Annotated in this window: 24 protein-coding genes and 1 pseudogene; 5 read left to right on the top strand and 20 right to left on the bottom strand. The window is 53.0% G+C overall.

Going from position 1 to position 20,610, the window contains the following annotated elements; all coding sequences use genetic code 11:
- The 17 genes from phoU to HAP95_RS03365 all read right to left on the bottom strand — a co-directional run bounded on the left by phoU (position 1) and on the right by HAP95_RS03365 (position 14,789).
- Positions 1 to 714, bottom strand: coding sequence for a phosphate signaling complex protein PhoU (gene phoU / locus HAP95_RS03285; protein WP_193649941.1), 714 nt, complete (start codon positions 712 to 714; stop codon positions 1 to 3).
- A gap of 12 nt (positions 715 to 726) precedes the next feature.
- Complete coding sequence (pstB, locus tag HAP95_RS03290) at positions 727 to 1,494, bottom strand: phosphate ABC transporter ATP-binding protein PstB (RefSeq protein ID WP_215882940.1); 768 nt, start codon at positions 1,492 to 1,494, stop codon at positions 727 to 729.
- Positions 1,495 to 1,750: 256 nt separating this feature from the next.
- Positions 1,751 to 3,079 carry a phosphate regulon sensor histidine kinase PhoR gene (phoR, locus tag HAP95_RS03295; RefSeq protein WP_215882941.1) on the bottom strand — a complete coding sequence of 443 codons (1,329 nt, stop codon included), beginning with the start codon at positions 3,077 to 3,079 and terminating at the stop codon, positions 1,751 to 1,753.
- Positions 3,080 to 3,122: 43 nt separating this feature from the next.
- On the bottom strand, positions 3,123 to 3,839 hold the full coding sequence (phoB, locus tag HAP95_RS03300; RefSeq protein ID WP_215882942.1) for a phosphate regulon transcriptional regulator PhoB: 717 nt from the start codon (positions 3,837 to 3,839) through the stop codon (positions 3,123 to 3,125).
- Positions 3,840 to 3,953: 114 nt separating this feature from the next.
- Positions 3,954 to 5,216, bottom strand: coding sequence for a DEAD/DEAH box helicase (locus HAP95_RS03305; protein WP_215882943.1), 1,263 nt, complete (start codon positions 5,214 to 5,216; stop codon positions 3,954 to 3,956).
- 160 nt (positions 5,217 to 5,376) lie between these two features.
- Positions 5,377 to 6,393, bottom strand: a complete 1,017-nt coding sequence (locus HAP95_RS03310) for a potassium channel beta subunit family protein (protein WP_226832504.1) — start codon at positions 6,391 to 6,393, stop codon at positions 5,377 to 5,379.
- A 20-nt stretch (positions 6,394 to 6,413) separates the two neighbouring features.
- Positions 6,414 to 7,478, bottom strand: coding sequence for a tRNA 2-thiouridine(34) synthase MnmA (mnmA, locus tag HAP95_RS03315; protein ID WP_215882944.1), 1,065 nt, complete (start codon positions 7,476 to 7,478; stop codon positions 6,414 to 6,416).
- Positions 7,479 to 7,490: 12 nt separating this feature from the next.
- Positions 7,491 to 7,685, bottom strand: coding sequence for a Fe-S cluster assembly protein IscX (gene iscX / locus HAP95_RS03320; RefSeq protein ID WP_215882945.1), 195 nt, complete (start codon positions 7,683 to 7,685; stop codon positions 7,491 to 7,493).
- Entirely contained in the window at positions 7,685 to 8,023 is a 339-nt protein-coding gene (gene fdx / locus HAP95_RS03325) for an ISC system 2Fe-2S type ferredoxin (protein WP_215882946.1), read from the bottom strand. Before fdx ends, iscX begins: the two co-directional genes overlap by 1 nt.
- On the bottom strand, positions 8,024 to 9,889 hold the full coding sequence (hscA, locus tag HAP95_RS03330) for a Fe-S protein assembly chaperone HscA (protein WP_215882947.1): 1,866 nt from the start codon (positions 9,887 to 9,889) through the stop codon (positions 8,024 to 8,026).
- Positions 9,890 to 9,993: 104 nt separating this feature from the next.
- Complete coding sequence (gene hscB, locus HAP95_RS03335) at positions 9,994 to 10,635, bottom strand: Fe-S protein assembly co-chaperone HscB (protein ID WP_226832505.1); 642 nt, start codon at positions 10,633 to 10,635, stop codon at positions 9,994 to 9,996.
- Positions 10,611 to 10,934 carry an iron-sulfur cluster assembly protein IscA gene (iscA, locus tag HAP95_RS03340; RefSeq protein WP_193649934.1) on the bottom strand — a complete coding sequence of 108 codons (324 nt, stop codon included), beginning with the start codon at positions 10,932 to 10,934 and terminating at the stop codon, positions 10,611 to 10,613. The genes hscB and iscA overlap by 25 nt, the downstream gene beginning before the upstream one ends.
- A 10-nt stretch (positions 10,935 to 10,944) precedes the next feature.
- The gene (gene iscU, locus HAP95_RS03345) at positions 10,945 to 11,370 is read right to left on the bottom strand and encodes a Fe-S cluster assembly scaffold IscU (protein ID WP_215882948.1); all 426 of its coding nucleotides are present in this window, start codon (positions 11,368 to 11,370) and stop codon (positions 10,945 to 10,947) included.
- A gap of 24 nt (positions 11,371 to 11,394) precedes the next feature.
- On the bottom strand, positions 11,395 to 12,660 hold the full coding sequence (locus HAP95_RS03350) for an IscS subfamily cysteine desulfurase (RefSeq protein WP_226832507.1): 1,266 nt from the start codon (positions 12,658 to 12,660) through the stop codon (positions 11,395 to 11,397).
- An 18-nt stretch (positions 12,661 to 12,678) separates the two neighbouring features.
- Positions 12,679 to 13,170 carry an Rrf2 family transcriptional regulator gene (locus tag HAP95_RS03355; protein WP_215882949.1) on the bottom strand — a complete coding sequence of 164 codons (492 nt, stop codon included), beginning with the start codon at positions 13,168 to 13,170 and terminating at the stop codon, positions 12,679 to 12,681.
- 45 nt (positions 13,171 to 13,215) lie between these two features.
- Complete coding sequence (gene cysE / locus HAP95_RS03360) at positions 13,216 to 13,971, bottom strand: serine O-acetyltransferase (RefSeq protein WP_215882950.1); 756 nt, start codon at positions 13,969 to 13,971, stop codon at positions 13,216 to 13,218.
- Between the two features lie 50 nt (positions 13,972 to 14,021).
- Positions 14,022 to 14,789 carry an RNA methyltransferase gene (locus HAP95_RS03365; protein ID WP_215882951.1) on the bottom strand — a complete coding sequence of 256 codons (768 nt, stop codon included), beginning with the start codon at positions 14,787 to 14,789 and terminating at the stop codon, positions 14,022 to 14,024.
- 121 nt (positions 14,790 to 14,910) lie between these two features.
- On the opposite strand from HAP95_RS03365, the gene HAP95_RS03370 reads away from it, so the two are divergent.
- On the top strand, positions 14,911 to 15,708 hold the full coding sequence (locus HAP95_RS03370) for an inositol monophosphatase family protein (RefSeq protein WP_215882952.1): 798 nt from the start codon (positions 14,911 to 14,913) through the stop codon (positions 15,706 to 15,708).
- 25 nt (positions 15,709 to 15,733) lie between these two features.
- Here the strand turns inward: HAP95_RS03370 and HAP95_RS03375 are convergent, their stop codons facing one another.
- Complete coding sequence (locus tag HAP95_RS03375; RefSeq protein ID WP_215882953.1) at positions 15,734 to 16,597, bottom strand: ATP-binding protein; 864 nt, start codon at positions 16,595 to 16,597, stop codon at positions 15,734 to 15,736.
- A 63-nt stretch (positions 16,598 to 16,660) separates the two neighbouring features.
- Between HAP95_RS03375 and HAP95_RS03380 the strand changes: the two genes are divergently transcribed.
- From HAP95_RS03380 to argA, 4 genes are all read left to right on the top strand, one after another.
- Positions 16,661 to 17,212 carry a septation protein A gene (locus HAP95_RS03380; RefSeq protein ID WP_215882954.1) on the top strand — a complete coding sequence of 184 codons (552 nt, stop codon included), beginning with the start codon at positions 16,661 to 16,663 and terminating at the stop codon, positions 17,210 to 17,212.
- A 51-nt stretch (positions 17,213 to 17,263) separates the two neighbouring features.
- Complete coding sequence (locus HAP95_RS03385; protein ID WP_024893514.1) at positions 17,264 to 17,566, top strand: YciI family protein; 303 nt, start codon at positions 17,264 to 17,266, stop codon at positions 17,564 to 17,566.
- Positions 17,563 to 17,874: a BolA family protein gene (locus tag HAP95_RS03390; protein ID WP_215882955.1), complete on the top strand. Its 312-nt coding sequence runs from the start codon at positions 17,563 to 17,565 to the stop codon at positions 17,872 to 17,874. Before HAP95_RS03385 ends, HAP95_RS03390 begins: the two co-directional genes overlap by 4 nt.
- 67 nt (positions 17,875 to 17,941) lie before the next feature.
- Complete coding sequence (argA, locus tag HAP95_RS03395) at positions 17,942 to 19,249, top strand: amino-acid N-acetyltransferase (RefSeq protein ID WP_215882956.1); 1,308 nt, start codon at positions 17,942 to 17,944, stop codon at positions 19,247 to 19,249.
- A 10-nt stretch (positions 19,250 to 19,259) separates the two neighbouring features.
- On the opposite strand, the gene HAP95_RS03400 is transcribed toward argA, so the two are convergent.
- Together HAP95_RS03400 and HAP95_RS03405 are read right to left on the bottom strand one after the other, a co-directional pair.
- Positions 19,260 to 20,216 carry a LabA-like NYN domain-containing protein gene (locus tag HAP95_RS03400; RefSeq protein WP_215882957.1) on the bottom strand — a complete coding sequence of 319 codons (957 nt, stop codon included), beginning with the start codon at positions 20,214 to 20,216 and terminating at the stop codon, positions 19,260 to 19,262.
- Positions 20,217 to 20,222: 6 nt separating this feature from the next.
- A pseudogene (locus HAP95_RS03405) lies at positions 20,223 to 20,610 on the bottom strand (dihydroxy-acid dehydratase); the annotation flags it as partial.

Raw genomic sequence — 20,610 nt, forward strand, 5'->3', positions numbered from 1 at the left:
TTATTTCCCCTGGAGGCTTTGCTCTACCTGATCCAAGGGAAGATGCCGGACATTTTTGCCCTTGGCAAGATAAATCACATATTCACAAATATTGCGGGCATGGTCGCCAATACGCTCTATGGCCTTGGCAATAAACAGGGCATCAATAGCTGGAGTAATGGTGCGTGGATCTTCCATCATGTAGGTAATCAGACGACGTAGGGCAGACCGGTATTCCTGATTGAGGACCTCGTCCCCCTTGGCAATGGCAATAGCCTGTTCAGCGTCTGCCCGAGCCAGGGCATCCATGGCACGGCGCAGCATATTCAGCGCATAATCTGCCATGACGCCCACATCGCGCATGAAGGCCGGGTTGGAATTGCGCGTCCCATGCCCCATGGCCAACACCATATCCGCAATCTTGCTGGCTTTATCGCCCATGCGCTCGAGATCAGCAATACTTTTGATGAGCGTCATGACCAGACGTAAGTCCGAGGCCGCCGGTTGGCGCATTGCGAGGATATTGATACATTCTTCCTCAATCCGTACTTCATAACCATTGACCTCATGATCCCGGGCTACCACTTCCCGGGCCAGGTCATTATCCCCGGTCTGCAACGCGCGAATGGCATTGCTGATTTGTTCTTCAACGACGCCACCCATCGCCAGAACCAGCTCATGTACTTCGTTCAAATCATCATTGAAACGTTGGGAAATATGCTGATCTTTATCCATGTTCAGTTCTCCTTAACCATAACGACCCGTGATGTAATCTTCCGTCTGCTTCTTGGCCGGATTGGTAAATAATTGGTTAGTCTGGCCAAACTCTACCATTTCACCAATATACATAAAGGCCGTGTAATCAGACACGCGCGCGGCCTGCTGCATATTGTGGGTCACAATGAGAATGGTGAACTGATTGCGCAATTCACTGACCAGTTCTTCAATTTTCAGGGTAGCTATCGGGTCGAGAGCGGAAGTGGGCTCATCCAGCAAAATCACTTCCGGTTTTACCGCAACAGCGCGGGCAATACACAGACGTTGCTGTTGCCCCCCGGAAAGACCCAAACCACTGGTCTTGAGTTTATCCTTGACCTCATCCCAGAGAGCGGCCTGACGCAGCGCTTGCTCTACCCGCTCATCCATTTCCACCTTGCGGAGTTTTTCGTAGAGTTTAATGCCGAAGGCTATATTATCGTAAATCGACATCGGGAAAGGCGTCGGCTTTTGAAACACCATGCCGATTTTGGCGCGCAACATATTGACGTCCATACTGGGGGAAAGAATATTTTCCCCATCCAGCAATACCTCACCGGTAGCGCGTTGCCCGGGATAAAGTGAATACATCCGGTTAAATACCCGTAGCAAGGTCGACTTGCCACAACCCGAAGGACCGATGAAAGCAGTAACCTTTTTTTCCGGCATCTCCAGATTGATATCCTTGAGAGATTTATTACTGCCGTAGTAAAAATCCAGGTGGCGAACAGCAATTTTGGTATTTTGAAGTTCCGACATTAACGCGGGCTCCTGTCTTTAATAAGAAAACGTGATCCAAGGCTCAAAACAAACACGGCGAGGGTGGCCATTAACGCGCCCGCCCAGGCAAGATTTTGCCACTCATCGCAGGACTCATGGCAAACTGAAATATTTTCGGCAGCACACTGACACCGACGAGTATTGTATTCATTTTTAATTTTCAAATTGATACGCAACCTTCCGTGGTGAAGCCTACTGCATAGACAGTCTACAATAGCAGGGTTTTATTACCGTTTTATGACAGATCTACACCGCTGGCACCACTACGCGCCAGAGACAAGGGAAACTGTGCGGTAAATACCGTTCCCTGGCCAATTTCACTATGTACTTCCAAATGGCCTTGGTAACGCTCTACAGCATGACGAACAATCGCAAGTCCCAGACCTGTCCCCCCCATCCGCCGGGATCTTCCCTTGTCCACCCGATAAAAACGTTCCGTAATCCTTTGCAGATGCTCTGCAGCAATACCATCTCCCGTATCCTGCACCATCAGCCTGAGCATATCAGGACCACGGCCCCAGCTGATGCTGATGCTGCGCCCGGCGGGGGTGTACTTGATAGCATTTTCAAGGAGATTACGGATAATACTGGTCAAGTCTACCTGCTCCGCAAAAATAGCCAGAGTCTCGTCCAGCTGCGTGTGAATTTTCAGTCTTTTTTCGGATATATTGGGCTTGAGCGTGTCCAGCACACCCTCAATCAGCGCACTGAAAATGACAGTATCACAGCACTCTGGTTCGGCTTCAGCCGCCTCCATACGCGCCAGTGAAAGCAAATCCTCAACCAGGGATTGCATCCGCAGGGTTTGCTGCTCCATCAAATGCAACTGGCTGCCGACTTCTTCGTCTTCGGCCAGCGGACCATCCAGCAAGTTTTCAAGGAAGCCCCGCACAACAGTCAACGGACTGCGCAGTTCATGGGAGACGTTGGCCACAAAATCCTGGCGCACCAGCTCCAGTTGGCGAATGCGGGTCACATCCCGAAAAATCACCAACGCTCCGGCATCAGCCAAAGGATAACGGACCCCCTCCAAAAGCAACTGGGCATCTGATGGCGCAGCCAGTTGCAAACTCGAAGGACCCTCACCGCTTAAAAATGCCCGCAGATTGGGAGTACGCAACCAGAAAGCCAGGGGTTTGCCAACATCATCCGGCCATTGCAATTGCAAGAGGCGAATACCTGAAGGATTAACCCAAACCAACTGGCCGCGCTCATCCATGAGGACTACCACGTCTGGCATTGCCTGGAGTGCGTCGCGTAGCTGAAGAATCTGGGCACTTAACTGACGTTGTCGGGCCTCCTGGTCCCGCCGCCAGTGATAACCGTCGGCAAAGGTTTCCTCCCAGAGGCCTCCAGCGAGGGGGGGAAGATGGGTATCGGGATTACGGAACCAGGCACTGAAACTCTGGGATTGTTGCCGATGCCAGGCAACCCAGATCGCCAGAATCAAGGCGATGATCACAGGAGGTAAATAAGACCAGGCACGTAAACTGTCTGCGGCCAGAAAAAGAGGAATCAGTGCCCATATGGCCAGCGGATAAAACCAGGCGCGTAAAGTTTTCACAAAAACAAAGGGGGATAGTTCAGAATCTTATGTGGTGCCATGTTCATACGCCACCGACCACTGCACTACATCGATAACCCTCACCACGAACCGTCTCAATCAAGGGCGCGTGGCCGTATTCATCAAGAACCCGTCGCAAACGGCGGATGTGGACATCGACAGTGCGCTCTTCGATAAAACTTTGTCGGCCCCAAATCTGATCCAACAACATGTCGCGAGAAAAAACCCGATCTGGATTGGTGACAAACAAGCGCAGCAAACGAAATTCTGTGGGGCCCAGATGCAACTGGACATCTTTGACGTAAACCCGATGCGCGCGCAGGTCAACATGCAACTCACCCAGCTTCACCACACCGGCAGCATTATTACCATAACTGCGGCGCAACAAGGCGTTGACGCGGGCCACCAGCTCACGCGGTGAAAAGGGCTTGGCCAGATAATCATCTGCCCCCGATTCCAGGCCATGCACCCTATCCCCTTCCTCACCTCGGGCAGTCAGAAGAATGATCGGCAGTTTTTGAGTTTCTTCACAACGCCGCAAGGCCCGACACCAGGCAAGACCGTTTTCACCCGGTAGCATCCAGTCCAGAATAACGAGCTGAGGCGCCCAACTCTGTAGTGCTGGCTCAGCGGATTCAACACTGCCTTCGCAACGCACCTCAAAACCCTGACGCTTCAGGGCAACCCGCAACAATTCCTGAATACCCTCTTCATCCTCAACGACCAGAATGCGTGCAGAGGAAATCTTCTCTTCTTCCATGTCTGCCTTTTCTCGGATTGACGCCCCTTCCCTGGGCATTGTGACTGATCAGCGGGGGGTCTGCCAAGCCGAAAAACCGGACAGATACTGTCCAGCAACAGTTGTTAGCAGATTTTATCTATCCCGAAACCGATTCCCGCCACCAGCCGGACGTGAAGGTGCTCGGCGCTGAGCGCCGGGCGCGGCCGGACGGCGCTCATGCGGCGCATGCGAGTGGCTGGAAAAGTTTTGCTTGGGCTCGAATCCCACAATGGTTTCCTTGGTAAAAGAACGTTTCAAAAGCTTTTCTACGTCCGATAACTGTTTACGTTCATCGACGCTGACCAGAGAAACTGCCTGACCATTATTACCGGCACGGCCGGTACGCCCAATACGGTGCACATAGTCCTCCGGCACATGCGGCAGTTCAAAGTTCACCACATGAGGTAATTCATTGATATCAATACCACGGGCTGCAATATCCGTAGCCACCAACACCCGCACCTTACCTTCCTTGAATTCAGCCAGCGCACGAGTACGGGCACCCTGGCTTTTATCACCATGAATGGCCATGGCCTGCATCCCTCCCTGAGAAAGATGCTTTGCCAGACGATCCGCACCATGCTTGGTCCGTGTAAACACCAGCACCTGATGCCATTGATGTTCACCAATAAGATGGGTCAGGAGTTCTCTTTTACGCTCCTGATCTACCGCCAAAAAGCGCTGGGAGACCGTATCGGCAGTGGCGTTACGACTGGCTACTTCGACACTGACCGGATTATTCAGGAGGCCGTCAGCCAGTGTTCTGATTTCCGGCGAAAAAGTCGCAGAAAACAACAAGTTCTGACGTTTTTTGGGCAACACCGCAAGAATACGGCGAATATCCCGGATAAAACCCATATCCAGCATACGATCTGCTTCATCCAGAACCAGAATCTCGACATGGGACAAGTCCACGCTGCGTTGCTGAATATGATCCAGAAGGCGCCCTGGTGTGGCCACCAGAACGTCCACACTGCGTCGCAACTTCTGCATTTGTGGATTGATTTTGACGCCACCAATCAGAATCAGGGAGCGCAAAGACAAATTCCTTCCGTAAAGCTGCACACTTTCTTCTACCTGGGCAGCCAATTCCCGGGTAGGGACCAACACCAGGGCCCGGACGCTGGAGGGACCATGAAACGCAGTTTCCGACGTGGCGGCCAGTTTGTGGAGAATCGGCATGGCAAAAGCAGCAGTTTTACCTGTGCCGGTTTGTGCGCCAGCCAGCAAATCCACGCCTGACATGACCACCGGTATGGCTTGTTCCTGAATAGGTGTGGGGGTGGTATAACCGCGTTCCGCTGCGGCACGCCAAATGGGCTCGGAAAGACCGAGAGATGCAAAATCAGACGACATGGGATTTACTCCAAAAAAACACCGGCCTCGCCGCTAGGGCGTCAGTCTGGGCAGACGCTTCTCAAGGTGGGGACCAATGCAAAGGACCATCATATAGACTGTATCATGACGGCAAGCGAACTTTATCAGAATATAAACATAAATACGAGAATAAAATGAGTTAATCGGCAAATTTCGCCGTCAAACCTTCGATCTTATCTACCGTTTCCGGATTAAGCTTCTTCAGAACATCCAGTGCAGCCAGATTTTCTTGTAATTGTTCAGGACGAGATGCTCCAAGAATAACCGTGCTGACTCTGGGATTATGAGCCACCCAGGCTAAAGCCAATTGTGCGACACTACAATCCAATGAGTGAGCAATTTCCTGCAATTGAGCCACGGCATGATTTTTTTGCTGATCCAGTAATTCTTCCTGTAGAAATGCCATATTTTGCATGGCACCACGACTACCATCAGGAATTCCTTCAACATATTTACCCGTCAAAAGCCCTGAGGCCAGCGGGCTCCAGGTGGTCAAACCAAGACCTATGTCGTTATACAATCTGGCATATTCCTTTTCTACACGCTGACGATGGAACAAATGGTACTGTGGCTGCTCCATCACCGGTTTATGCAAATGATGGCGCTCGGCAATTTCCCAGGCAGCACGAATTTCATCAGCACTCCACTCACTGGTTCCCCAGTAAAGCGCCTTGCCCTGTTCGATAATGTTATGCATCGCCCAAACCGTTTCCTCAACAGGGGTATGCGGATCAGCGCGATGACAGAATATAAGATCCAGATAATCCAGTTTGAGACGCTGCAGACTGCCATCAATAGCCTGCATTAAATATTTCCGGTTGAGGGTATTTTGACTGTTGATCCTGGACTGTTTGCCACCAACCGGTTTCAACCCCCAAAAAAACTTACTGGAAATCACATAATCAAGACGATTCCAGGCTAGCTCTTTCAGAGCCTTGCCCATTAACAGCTCACTTTCACCGTTAGCATATACTTCTGCGTTATCGAAAAAATTGACCCCGGCATCCCAGGCCATCGCCATCATTTCCCGAACGCCTGAAGCATCTACCTGGTTATGGAAGGTGACCCAGGAGCCCAAAGAAAAGAGACTAACCTGTAAACCGCTTCGGCCGAGATGACGATAAATCATCGAATTGGTTTTTGAATCTGCAGACATATATTGATTCTCCTTAACAATCAAACACCATGGGCGCTACTGATCCAGCCACCGCCGATCAGATGCTCGCCCTGATAACACACCGCCGCCTGACCGGGGGTAATGGCCCGTTGTGCTTCATGAAAGCGAATTTCGGCATGACCATCTTCCTTCAGGAGCAACAGCCCCGGCTCCGGGGGCGAGCGATACCGCAACTTGACGGTCACAGGGTGTTCATCTGACGCAGACAGGGGCGTCAGCCAGTTGCAGTCCTGCAAATAGGCCTGAGGCTGATACAATTCATTTTCGCTACCGACTCGCACCTGATTACGAACCGGATCCAGGGCCAGCACGTAGCGCGGCTGACCACTGCCGCCACCCAGACCTTTGCGCTGTCCTACGGTAAAATTCAGGGTTCCGGAATGATGCCCGATCACTTGACCGCTGCTATCGACCATCTCCCCTTCCTGCTCCATATCAAGGCCGGCATAATCCGCCAGGAAACGCCGATAGTCTCCGTCGGGAACAAAACAGATATCCTGAGAGTCCTGCTTGGCCGCCACCGGCAAACCGTGCCGCCGGGCTATGGCCCGAACTGCGTCCTTATTCATTTCACCCACCGGAAAACGCAACTGTGGCAGCAGACCCGCATTCAGAGCAAACAGAAAATAGGACTGATCTTTTGCTGCGTCCTCACCCCGCAGTAAAGCCATCCCGGAAGGTGTTTCCTGAAGACGGGCATAATGACCCGTACCCAGAATCGTGGCACCCAGCTTTTTACCTTCTTCCAACAGGGCATCGAACTTGAGAAACTGATTGCAGCGGGCACAAGGATTGGGCGTTCGCCCCGCCTGATATTCTGCCACAAACACGTCCACAACCTGCTGGCGAAAAGCCTCGCGGTAATCCAGAACCTGATAGGGGATATTGAGTTGCGCACAGACTTCGGCTGCGTCTTCAATATCTTTTTCGTCACAACAACGACTTTTCGGCCACAGGCGCATGGTGACGCCGATCAGGTCATAGCCTTGTTCCTGCATGAGAATCGCAGCTACCGCTGAGTCCACACCGCCGGAAAGTGCCACCAATGCCTTGGGCGCCGCCATGTTAATCTGTCCTTAGTCCCGCTCTGCCAGCCAGGCCATCTGGATGGCTTCGAGAACCCCTTCGCTGGACTTTTCAGGATCATCATCAAAATCTGTAAGTTCCACAATCCAGCGATGCAAATCCGTGAACCGGAGCAATTGCACATCCGCATCGGGATGTGCTTCATCCAGCGCGAAAACAATATCCATGGTATCGCCCCAATGCATCAGTGCCGCTCCTTTTCCAGATTGATGGTGTACTTGGGTATTTCAATGACCAGAGGGGTTTCCGCCACTTTGGCCTGACAACTCAGGCGCGAAGTAGGCTCCAGACCCCAGGCCTTATCGAGAAGATCTTCCTCTTTTTCTTCGGCTTCTTCGAGACTGTCAAAACCTTCCCGCAAAATGACATGACAGGTCGTACAGGCACAGGACATTTCACAGGCATGCTCAATCGCTATATGGTTGCGCATGGCCGCAGCAATAATGGTTTCCCCCGGCTCCGCCTCAAACTCTGCCCCTTCGGGGCAAAGTTCAGCATTGGGTAGTACTTGTATTTTAGTCATTCACTCTCCCAGATCATCTATGGAACGGCCGGCAATAGCCCGCCGCAAGGCACTATCCATGCGTCGCTGCACCAGAGGTTCGGCGGCAGCTTCCACAGCCTCAGCGGCTTTACTGATGGCATCTGCATCACTGCCTGCCAGGCACCGCTCTAAATGCTGACTGGCAACATCCAATTGGGCTTTTTCATCGGCTTGCAGCAAGGCAGCATCAACCGATAAGGCACTTTGCAAGGCTTCGCGCACCCTTTCCCCTTCCACCCGCGCTTCAGAAAGACGCCGATGCGCTACGTCATCAGCCCCATGCGCAAAAGAATCCAGGAGCATGCGGGCAATTTCCTCGTCATTCAGGCCAAAACTGGGTTTAACCAGCACTTCAGAACGCACTCCCGTACTAGTTTCTTCTGCCGACACCGTCAACAAGCCATCGGCATCAACCTGAAAAGTAACCCGAATTCGGGCAGCCCCAGCCACCATAGGGGGGATCCCCCGCAAACTGAAACGCGCCAGAGAACGACAATCCTGCACCAGATCCCGCTCCCCCTGGAGCACATGAATACTCATGGCCGTCTGACCATCCTTGAAAGTCGTGAACTCCTGGGCTTTGGCAGCGGGGATAGGCGTATTCCGGGGAATAATTTTTTCCACCAACCCGCCCATGGTTTCCAGACCCAATGAAAGGGGCAGAACATCCATCAACAGTAAATCTTCGCGTTGATTGCCCACCAACGCATCGGCCTGGATGGCCGCACCCAAAGCCACAACCTGATCAGGGTCAATATCGGTCAATACGGGCTGCTGAAAAAATTCGGCCACCAGACTACGCAGGGCTGGAACTCGGGTTGCCCCTCCCACCAGCACTACACCATCTACATCCGCCACTTTCAGACCCGCATCACGAAGGGCGCGCCGACAGGCCGGAAGGGTGCGCTGCAGAACAGGCTGAATGAGGGTTTCAAGCTGCACCCGGCTCAGACTGATGACTTGGGAGACACCCTGCGCAGAATCCAGCGCAATTTGAACCTGCTCCTGATCTGTCAGTGCTTCTTTGCCCTGCCGCGCCTGCTGCAGAACTTGTCGACGCCAGAGTGGATCATCGAGCTGCGTGCCACATTCCGTCATCAGCCATTCGGCAATGGCATGATCCATGTCATCGCCACCCAGGGCCGTATCGCCGGCAGTTGCCAGCACTTCAAACACCCCCGCCTGCAGGCGTAAAATGGAGATATCAAAAGTGCCGCCGCCGAGATCATAAATAGCAAAAAGACCTTCACTTTTTTTATCGAGTCCATAAGCCACCGCCGCCGCCGTAGGCTCGGCCAGCAGGCGCAAAACATTCAAACCGGCGAGACGGGCAGCATCTTTGGTCGCCTGCCGCTGCGCCTCGTCAAAATAGGCAGGTACGGTGATGACGGCACCCTCGGGCTCAGACCCCAGCGTTTCCACTGCCAGCTCTTTCAGCACCTTAAGAATTTCTGCAGAAACCTCAACGGGGGACTTTTCACCCGCACGCGTGCGCAGACGAATCATACCTTCAGCGGGGACCAGATCGTAGGGTAGATGCCCGGCCAGGAGTGGAACGTCTTTATGACCACGCCCCATAAAACGCTTGACCGAAGCAATGGTGTTATGGGGATCCTGCCCCGCCGCTGCCTGTGCCGGATAACCCACAACCACCTTGTCGTCTTCGCAGTAACGCACCACCGAGGGTAACAAATATTGCCCGTCATGATTACGCATGACCGTTGGCAGCGCAGACAAAACGGAAGCTACCAGAGAATGGGTAGTTCCCAGATCAATCCCGATAGCCAGCCGCCGCTGATGCGGATCAGCAGTCATGCCAGGTTCTGCAATTTGCATTAAAGCCATGCTATAGCACCTTGTTTGTTCATGATAAAAAAACTCTGGGTATGGTCCCTGCAAAGCATCTACGCCAGGCTTTATCTTAAAAGTTCGTGTGACGCATCCAAAAATTACAGGTTTTGCAAAGATTCTTCGCCACGATCAATTTCACCCAGGAGTTTGTCCAGAAACTGCAACTCACGCAGTACAGATCCAGCCTCGACAACCTGTTCACAGGGCAGTTTTTTCAAGAGGATGTGAAGCTTATTTACTGCTTTGGATGAAGCGTCTTCCACTTCTCCGCGCAAATTGTCCAGCCCGTTCTGATCCTTGGCTGCAAGCAAATCTTCCAGACGCTCACGATACATCATCTGAGTCATCAGCAGTGACGGATCAGCCACCTTGACCTGTTCTCCAAGGGCATCAATTCCCTGACGTTGCAACAAATAGTCCGCACGCTTCAGGGGATCACGCAGTACCGCCAACGCTTCATTCAGCCGGGTACTCCACTCCAGAGAAAACCGCCGGGTCGTCGCTTCTGCCTGGGCAAAGCGGTCGGGATGCAGGATTTTCTGCAACTGCAATACCTGACTTCGTAATTCCTGCAAATCCAGATCATAGCTTTCTGGCAACCCGACCACATCGAACAGGGACAACTCCGCACGAAAAGGCTGAATGGCTCCACAAGAATGACAAAGTGCGGGGGGAGCATTGAGCTCCGCCCCGCACTGGATGCATACCCCTGCCATCAGGTCGTGAAGCTCTCGCCGCAACCGCAGGAGTCCTTCACATTAGGGTTATTGAAGCGAAACCCTTCATTCAGGCCTTCACGGGTAAAATCCAGCTCCGTCCCATCCAGATAAATAAGGCTTTTCGGATCCACGAACAAACTCACATCATCATGGGGAAAAACCATATCTTCCGGGTTAGGGGCATCCACAAATTCCATTACGTAGGATAAGCCGGAGCAGCCGCTGGTTTTAACACCAATACGGATTCCCAAGCCCTTACCACGTTTGGCAATGCTTTTGCGTACCTGCTGGACCGCGCTTTCCGATAAAGTCAAAGCCATGACCGTATCCTTAATGTGCCACCAGGGCGGCAGCCACTTCAGCTTGACTGTGCCCGGCACCCCGCTTGCTGCGATAGTCTTCCACAGCCGCCTTGATGGCATCTTCTGCCAACACAGAGCAGTGGATTTTGACGGGCGGCAGTTCCAGCTCTTCAGCAATATGACTGTTTTTGATAGTCATAGCCTCGTCCAGAGTTTTACCCTTGACCCACTCGGTAACCAGTGAGCTGGAGGCAATGGCCGAACCGCAACCATAGGTCTTGAACTTGGCATCTTCGATAATGCCTTGCTCGTTCACCTTGATCTGCAGACGCATGACGTCTCCACATGCGGGCGCGCCCACCATGCCGGTGCCAACCCCGCTATCATCCTTGTCCATCGCCCCAACATTCCGGGGATTTTCATAATGATCAATCACTTTTTCGCTGTATGCCATGACTATTCTCCTTGCTTGAGAGCCTTAATGTGCGGCCCACTGAATACTGTTAAGATCTATGCCTTCCAGATGCATTTCCCAAAGCGGTGACAACTCCCGCAATTTGCCCACTTTGCCCGCAATCAACTCGATGGTGGCATCAATTTCTGCCTCGGTCGTGAAGCGCCCAATACCGAAACGAATGGAACTATGGGCTAATTCGTCGGATTTACCCAATGCCCGGAGCACGTAAGACGGCTCCAAACTGGCTGAAGTACAGGCTGAACCGCTGGAAACCGCAATTTCCTTCAGAGCCATGATCAGAGATTCGCCTTCGACAAAGGCAAAACTGATATTCAGGTTATGCGGAACCCGATGTTCCATACTGCCATTAATATAGGTTTCCTCAACACGATCCTGAATACCTTTGAGCAGACGATCGCGCAATTTACCAATTCTTTGAGCATCAGCATCCATCAACTGAACGGCCAGTTCGGCAGCTGCCCCCATACCGACAATCTGGTGCGTGGGCAAAGTGCCTGAACGCATACCCCGTTCGTGACCACCACCATGTACCTGGGCTTCCACGCGCACCCGGGGCTTGCGCCGGACATACAGGGCACCGATTCCTTTGGGACCATAAATCTTGTGACCGGACACGCTCATCATGTCCGCCTGAATGGCTTCCACATCTACCGGCACCTTACCCAGCGCCTGCACCGCATCCACATGAAAAAGCACCTTGTGTGCCCGCAAAATCCGGCCAATTTCTTCCATGGGCTGGATGACACCGATTTCATTATTCACGAACAGCACCGAGGCGATGATGGTATCCGGGCGAATGGCAGCTTCGAAAGCCTTCAGATCGACCAGACCATCTTCCCGAACCTCCAGATAAGTGACCTCAAAACCTTCCCGCTCCAACTGACGACAGGTGTCCAGAGTCGCTTTATGCTCGGTGCGCAGGGTAATAATGTGCTTGCCCTTACCGGAATAAAAATGCGCCGCGCCTTTCAAGGCCAGATTAGTGGCCTCTGTTGCGCCTGAGGTCCAGACAATTTCCCGGGGATCCGCATGCAGCGCATCCGCTACCTGCTGACGGGCTTTTTCGACGGCCTTTTCTGCTGTCCAGCCGTAAGCATGGGAACGGCTCGCCGCATTGCCAAAATCATGGGTCAAATAAGGCAGCATCTGTTCCAACACCTGTGGATCTACCGGCGTAGTCGCCTGGTAATCCAGATAAATGGGACGATCCGGGTCAATCAGCAAGGGTTTCTTGCTCTCCAGGTCGATAATTTGGGGTTGATTCATTTTCTGCACCTCACGGTATCAAGCGGTATCATGCGTTGCCGCACGCAACACATGGCGATTTTGCATACGAACCGGAACACCTTGCGCCGATTCTTTTTGTAAATGTCGGGCAACCAGATCACCCAAGGTGATATTCCCGAGAAAACTGGCAATGTGATCGCCCAATTCTTCCCACAAATCATGGGTCAGGCATTGCTGACCATCACCCTTGCAGCAGTTTTGCGGTTCGCCACCACATTGGGTTGTACTGATGGATTCATTAACTGCCTCGACAATCATGGTCAGGGGAATTTCCGAATCCGACACAGCCAGCCGATAACCTCCACCTGGCCCACGTACACTTTCAATCAGTCCAAAGCGCCGCATACGTCCAAACAACTGCTCCAGATAAGCCACCGATATTTGCTGACGTTGGGAAACATCCGCTACCGTCACCACGCCGTCACTCTGGTGCAGAGCCAAATCCAGCATGGCTGTTACGGCATAGCGGCCTTTCGTTGTCAATTTCATATCAGGTAACCTCTGCTGCACATCCTACTATCTGTACTAAATTAGTCAAGTATTCTGTTTTGAAGTTCCCTGTCCGGCAGAATCCGACTCTACTTCCAGAGAACAAGCGATTTCCTCGACCGGCATCAAGGCTTCACGCGGCTGTAATTGTTGCAATCCGGACCTGATCTGGGTGATCTCGGCATCCTGACGATGCATGTGTTCGAGCATGCATTCTATCGCTCGCGCTACCGGGTCAGGCATCTGCCCAGTCAGTCCATAGGCTTCAAAATTATCCGGATGTTGCTCCCCTTTATTCACTACCCGGCCGGGAATACCCACTACCGTCGCCCCTGCCGGAACCGATTTGACCACGACAGCGTTGGAACCAATCCGAGCCTGATCGCCAACCATAATGGGTCCCAGCACTTTGGCCCCCGCGCCTACAATCACGCCATTACCCAATGTGGGATGACGCTTGCCCGGTTGCCAGGACGTTCCACCCAGGGTAACACCATGATAAAGCGTACAATCATCGCCAATTTCTGCCGTCTCACCGATCACTACACCCATGCCATGATCAATAAAAAAGCGTTGTCCAATGCAGGCACCAGGATGAATTTCAATGCCCGTCCAGAAACGGGAAAAAGCCGCGAGACTCCGGGCCAGCAAGCGCCAGCGCCGCCTCCAGAGTCCGTGGGCCAAGCGGTGCATAAACAGGGCATGTACACCAGGATAGGTCAGCAAAACCTCAAGACGATTGCGGGCGGCAGGATCACGGGCAAATACGGCATCGAGGTCAGCACGCCAATGACCAGCCATTCGTTATGTTCCTCCCGCTTTTACGCACCCTTGTCAGCCCGCATTAAAGACTATCCCGACCCTTTTTGTCTACTATTCGTCGCCCAGCGCTGTATTTCGGTGAGAATACCGCGCAGAATATTGACTTCATTAGCCGTAGGCCGCGCCCGGTCATATAGACGGCGCAAACGACGCATCATCCGGATGGCACGAATTTCCTGCAAAAAACCACTTTGCCACAAAACCTGCTCCAGATGACCATAAAAACCTTCCATGTCTTCCATAGGCGCTGCTACTTCAATGCTTGTGGCATCAGGATCAGAACGCAGTTCGGCAGTGCTGCAAAGTGTCGCCATGTGCAGCTCATAAGCCAGGACCTGCACTGCCTGACCAAGATTCAGGGAATGATATAATTCCGCCGTGGGAATATTGACCAGAACCTGACAGTGATCCAGCTCCTCATTACTGAGACCTGTGCGTTCGCGGCCGAAAACCAGCGCACAATTTCCGGCAGCAAGCTCCGCAACCATTTCCACAGCCGCCTCACGGGCATCCAGCACGGGCCACTGAATGCGGCGATCTCGGGCGCTGGTCCCATAGACCTTGTGGCAGCCCTGCAAGGCTGAAGCCAGATCTGCTGTGACTTGCGCCCTTTCAAGAATATCCTCGGCACCTGATGCCAGTGCTGTCGCCTCAGGATGGGGAAAAAAACGCGGATTCACCAGGACCAGATGTTGCAGTCCCATAACTTTCATGGCGCGGGCAGTAGCGCCAATATTGCCCGGATGACTGGTTTCCACCAGAACCACCCGCAGCCCCTCCAGAAATTTTGTACTCAAGCTTAGTTACCCCTGATCACGCACTGTTGAGTTTAATCGTTAGTTTGTTCGCAGCGCCATTCGTGCGGTCATTGCCGTTCTCCTTTATAATGGACCCAATTTGTTTTTCCATAGGATACCCATGCAGCATCCCATACTAGTTACCGCTATCCGTGCCGCCCGCAAAGCTGGCGATATCATCAATCGCAGTTTTGCCCGGGTCAATGAAATCACCATCACAAGCAAAGCGCACAATGACTTTGTGACCGACGTGGATCAACGCGCCGAGGCGGCCATCGTCGAAATCATCCGCCGCGCCTACCCGGATCATGGCATTCTGGCCGAAGAAGGCAACCGGATTCCCGACAAGGACTTCGAATGGATTATTGATCCTCTCGACGGCACCACCAATTTCATTCACGGCATGCCACAGCTCTGTGTTTCCATTGGCATTAAACATTTTGACCGACTGGAGCATGCAGTTATTTACAATCCCATCCACGATGAGCTGTTTACCGCCACGCGCGGCGGCGGCGCCCATCTGAATGATCGCCGCCTGCGCATTGCCCAACGCAAGGATCTGGATGGCGCGCTTCTGGGTACCGGGTTTCCTTTTCGGGATTTTTCCTATCTGGATACCTATCTCGCCACCTTCAAGGCCTTCATGCTGAAAACAGCAGGTATTCGGCGCCCGGGTTCTGCCGCTCTGGATCTGGCTTATGTGGCTGCCGGCCGTTATGACGGATTCTGGGAATTCAACCTCAAACCCTGGGATCTGGCAGCAGGAGCACTGCTGGTTCAGGAGGCTGGCGGGGTAGCCACCGACTTCACGGGGGACCAGGGATTTCTGGAAAATGGCAACATTGTGGCGGGCAATCTGCGCGTACATGCGCAGATGCTCCACATCATCAGCCAGGAAATCAACAAGCCCAAGACCTGAAAACCCGCAGCTCGAGCGCGGTGCTTTACTGTCCTGCCAGTGACCTTGATCCGGCCCAGTGCCGGGCAAACTGGCGGGCCACCCGCCCACTGCGGGAACCACGCTGCAGTGCCCAGCGCAAGGCTTCCTCCTGCCATTGCTCAGGATCTGCCGGCATATTCAGACGCCGCAAATGGATGGCACAAATATCCAGATACATGGCCTGATCAAAGGGATAAAAACCCAGCCACAATCCAAAACGCTCCGATAAACTGATTTTTTCCTCAGCGGTTTCGCCCGCAATAATCTCATCGCCATGACGGTGATATTCTTCATTGTCGGAAAAATGCCGGGGCATGAGATGGCGCCGGTTACTGGTGGCATACAAAAGCACATTATCGGGCCGCGCCTCCACACCGCCATCCAGCAGTGATTTGAGGGCCTTATAGCCAGGGTCATCAGAACCAAAAGACAAATCATCACAAAACAGGGCAAAGTGATAACACTGTTCGGGATCAGCAGCCTGCAGGGCGGCCAATATCTCCGGTAAATCCAGAATGCCATCCGCATCTATTTCAACAAGACGCAAGCCCTGATCCGCATAACGCCGCAGCAAGGCTTTGACCAGGGACGACTTTCCCGTTCCCCTTCCGCCCCAGAGCAGTGCGTCATTGGCCGGGAATCCGGCCACAAACTGCCGGGTATTCAATTCCAGGGCCGCCTTGGTTTCGTCAATACCCAACAACTCATCCATATCCGGCAAATCCACCCGGCTGACGGCCTCCAGACGCCCACCCAGGGGCAAATGTCGCCAGCGCGCAGCCTTGATGCTGGCGAAATCCGGCAAGGGATGATCACTGCCATCCCCCAGCAGCGCCGCTAAACTTTGAAGCAAATGCTGACGTTCCACTGTCCATAAACTCCTTTCTGTGATTAGATAGCTGCGTTCCACTCTATATTACTGCGTCCCGTCATGAAACTGCTTACCGACTTTCTACCCATCATCCTCTTTTTTGTAGCGTATAAGATTCATGGTATTTATACGGCTACAGAAGTGCTGATTGTTGCCGCCATTGTGCTTATGGCCTGGCAATGGTGGCGGCGTGGTCGCATTGAGACAATGACCTGGGTCTCCACTCTGCTGATCCTGATTTTCGGTGGCCTGACTCTCTATTTTCATAATGACACCTTCATCAAGGTCAAACCCAGCATCCTCTATCTGCTTTTTGCCGGAGTCCTGTTGTTCACCCATTGGCGGGAACAGCCCCTGCTCGAACGCCTGATGGGTAGTCAACTGCCAGCTACTTTGCCGCAGTCGTTCTGGAGACGCCTCAATATCTACTGGATCACGTTTTTTATTTTTGGCGCGATCCTGAACCTGGTGGTGGCCTACAGTTTTTCGACGGGTATCTGGGTAGACTTCAAGCTTTTCGGTATGCTCGGCATTACCATCATTTTTGTGCTGTTCCAGGCCGTGGTCATTTCCCGGGCACTTCCCCAGGAAATCAAAGACAGTGACTCGTGAACGCCGATGCTGAAAACGCGCATACCGCTCATTCATTGACAGGACATGCTTATGTATTACTGTATCATTGGCACCGATAATCCGAATTCCCTGAGCAAGCGCCAAAACGCCCGGGGTGATCATCTGGCGCGCCTGCATCAGTTACAATCCGAAGGGCGACTGCTGACGGCCGGCCCTTTCCCGGCTGCTGATACGGAAGAACCCGGCGAAGCAGGATTTACCGGCAGCCTGATAATCGCCCGTTTTAATTCTCTGGAAGAAGCCCATGCCTGGGCGGCTGCCGAACCCTATCTCAGTGCTGGCGTCTATGCAGATGTCAGTGTTCGTCCCTACAAAGGAGTGTTTTTACCATGAACAAGCAAGTACTTGAACAACTCATTAAAGATGCCCTTCATCCCGAGCTTCTGGAAATCAAGGATCGTAGTAAGGCCCACAGCTCGCACGAGCAGTCCGACGGTGGTGGTCACTACGAGTTGCGCATTGTCTGCACACAGTTCGAAGGCATGGCCCCCCTCGCCCGTCACCGGCTGGTCAACGCGGCGACGGAGTCAGTACAGGAAAAAATTCATGCCTTGGCCGTCAAGGCTTATACCCCCGAAGAATTTGCCGCGCTGAACAAACCCAAAACCCAGCGCCCGAGCATCTCACTGAATACCCAGTAAAGCATCGGACAGCCATCATTGCTGACTGACAATAACTGCTTTGCGCTCGATATTGCAGGGACAAAACATGCCTGCTGATAGTTTTGTCCGCAGTTTTCGCGAGTCTTCTCCCTATATCCACCGCTTCAGGGGACAGACTTTTGTCATCAATTTTGGTGGCGATGCCATTGCCGATGGCAGTATTCGCGGTCTGGCCCATGACATTGCCCTGCTCAACAGCCTGGGTATTAACGTGGTGCTGGTTCATGGCGCCGGACCGCAAATCGATGCGGCTCTGCAGGTTCATGGCTTGCAAACGCAGCGCGTCAATGGTAAGCGCATTACCAGCCCCGAAGCCATGCAGGTACTGCGGGAAGCGGTGGGCGGCGCGCGCCTGGTGGTGGAAGCAGCATTGTCCGAAGGACAAATGGGCTCGCCCATGGCGCATGCCGGCCTTCAGGTGGTCAGCGGTAATTTCATCATTGCCCAGCCTTTGGGTATACTCGACGGGGTGGATTATCAAAGTACCGGACAAGTACGGCGGGTGGCCAATGAGGCCATGGAACGACATCTGGCCGCTGACGAAATTATCCTGCTTTCACCCATCGGCGTTTCCCCTACCGGAACCCTGTTCAATATCCGTGCTGAAGAAGTAGCCGTCGCTGCAGCCATTGCTTTGGGTGCGGCAAAACTGGTTTTTTATATGGACGAAGACGGCGTTCTGGATGGAGATGGACAGATCCTGCGGCAACTGACCTCTTCAGAAATCCCCAGCTTGCTGGACCGTCAAAATATTTCGGCCGATGCCCGTGAGCATCTGCTGAGTGCCGGAGCAGCCTGTGCGCGGGGAGTAGAACGGGTTCATCTGATTTCCCGGCATGTGGATGGTGCTCTACTCCGCGAACTGTTTACCCGCGATGGCCTGGGCACTCTGATATCCAGGGATTCCTTTGAGCATATGCGGATGGCCACTGTCGCCGACATTCCCGGCATTCTCGCTCTGATCCGGCCTCTGGAAGAAAAAGGGATTCTGGTGAAACGCAGTCGTGAGCGGCTGGAAATGGAAGCGGATCATTTTGTAGTGATGGAACGGGACGGCAAGATTATTGGCTGCGCGGCCGTCTATCCTTATCCCGATCAGGGCATGGCGGAGGTCGCCTGTCTGGCGGTGGACAGCCGTTATCGTCGTCAGGGACGCGGTGAGCGGCTGATGGCGTTTTGTGAGAACTGGGCCAGGGAACGGCAATTGTCACAGATTTTTGTATTGAGCACCCAAACAACCCACTGGTTTCTGGAGCGTAAATTCCGCCAGGGAACCCTGGAGGAACTTCCTGTTCCACGGCAGCAACTCTTTAATTTCCAACGTCGTAGTCAGGTTTTTTTTCAGATTCTCTGAAAAAACTGATTTAAGGCGTGGTCTCCTCCAGAACCTCCCCCTTCTCAGCTTCTGGAGCATCTCCAAAAGGTTGTTCTTCACCGCGATCCAAACCCGGACGTTCAGGTTGTTTGCTCATGCCGCCGCTACGTCCATCATAACGATTGACCACCGTACAACGTCGGGCAATGAATCCGCCTTTTTCGGTTTCACTGGGCTCAATGTCAAATTCCAGAATAATATCCCGACTGGGGAGTTCGTCCGTATCCAGCTCACGGGGCAAGTCGGAAATATGCACAAAAGCCGATTCGTAGGGAGAGTCCTCATGACGCGTGTCGGTCACCCAGAGATGGGCGGAAATATTGGTCAAAAAACGAATAAAACCAAAGCCGCGCTCGGCTTCCCAACGAATGCAAATACCACGGATACGCGAGCCCATTTCTCCCCAAGGGACACGCACATCACCCCGGGTCGGGAGTAAACCCGGCACCAGATAGCCTGAATAAAAAGCATCAGCCTCATGCTGCAATTCCCTGGAAACATTGCGGAATGCCAGCACTTCTACCCGGCAACCCTTATTTTGCAGCGCCCTGACTACCTGTAGAAAATCACCATCTCCGGTCACCAGCAGCAACTGATCTAGTCGTTCGGACTGAAGCATGACATCAACCGCCAGATCCAGGTCGGCATTGGCTTTTGAAACCCGGTTACCTTCTTCATCCACAAACCAGCGCACTGGTTTTTCAATGATTTTCCAACCCAGATCACGAACCGCCTGTTGGTAACTGCGAATACCTTCCCGGTACTCACGGTCACTTTTCATGCGATCTCCATCCACGGCCATATAGGTATTCAGGCGCAGCAGGCGCGCCTGATCTTCACGCGCGGCGAAACGCCGCAATACGTCATAACGCATGGCATAGCCACCGTTATAGCGCACATTTTCCGCATCTACATAAACACCAATATGCAACTCACCATTACTCATGAATAATCAGGACTCCAGAATGGCGCCATTGGCCGCATTGGTAACCAGCTTGCGATAACGCCGCAGCCAGGAAGACGTCAAAGGTTTTTCAATGGGCACCCAATGCTTGCGACGCTCGGCCAGTTCTTCATCACTCAAATCGACATGAATTTTGCCATTGTCCAGGTCCAGAGAGATGATATCACCGGCTTTCAGCAAACCAATCGGCCCGCCTTCAGCCGCTTCAGGAGAAATATGACCAATACAGGCACCTCGGGTGGCACCGCTGAAACGACCATCGGTAATCAGAGCTACGCTTTCACCCAATCCCATTCCCATGATATTGGCGGTAGGCGTCAGCATTTCCGGCATACCGGGACCACCTTTAGGTCCTTCATAGCGGATAACCACCACA

The organism is Acidithiobacillus sulfurivorans, assembly GCF_018853815.1.
Taxonomy (GTDB): Bacteria; Pseudomonadota; Gammaproteobacteria; order Acidithiobacillales; family Acidithiobacillaceae; genus Acidithiobacillus; species Acidithiobacillus sulfurivorans.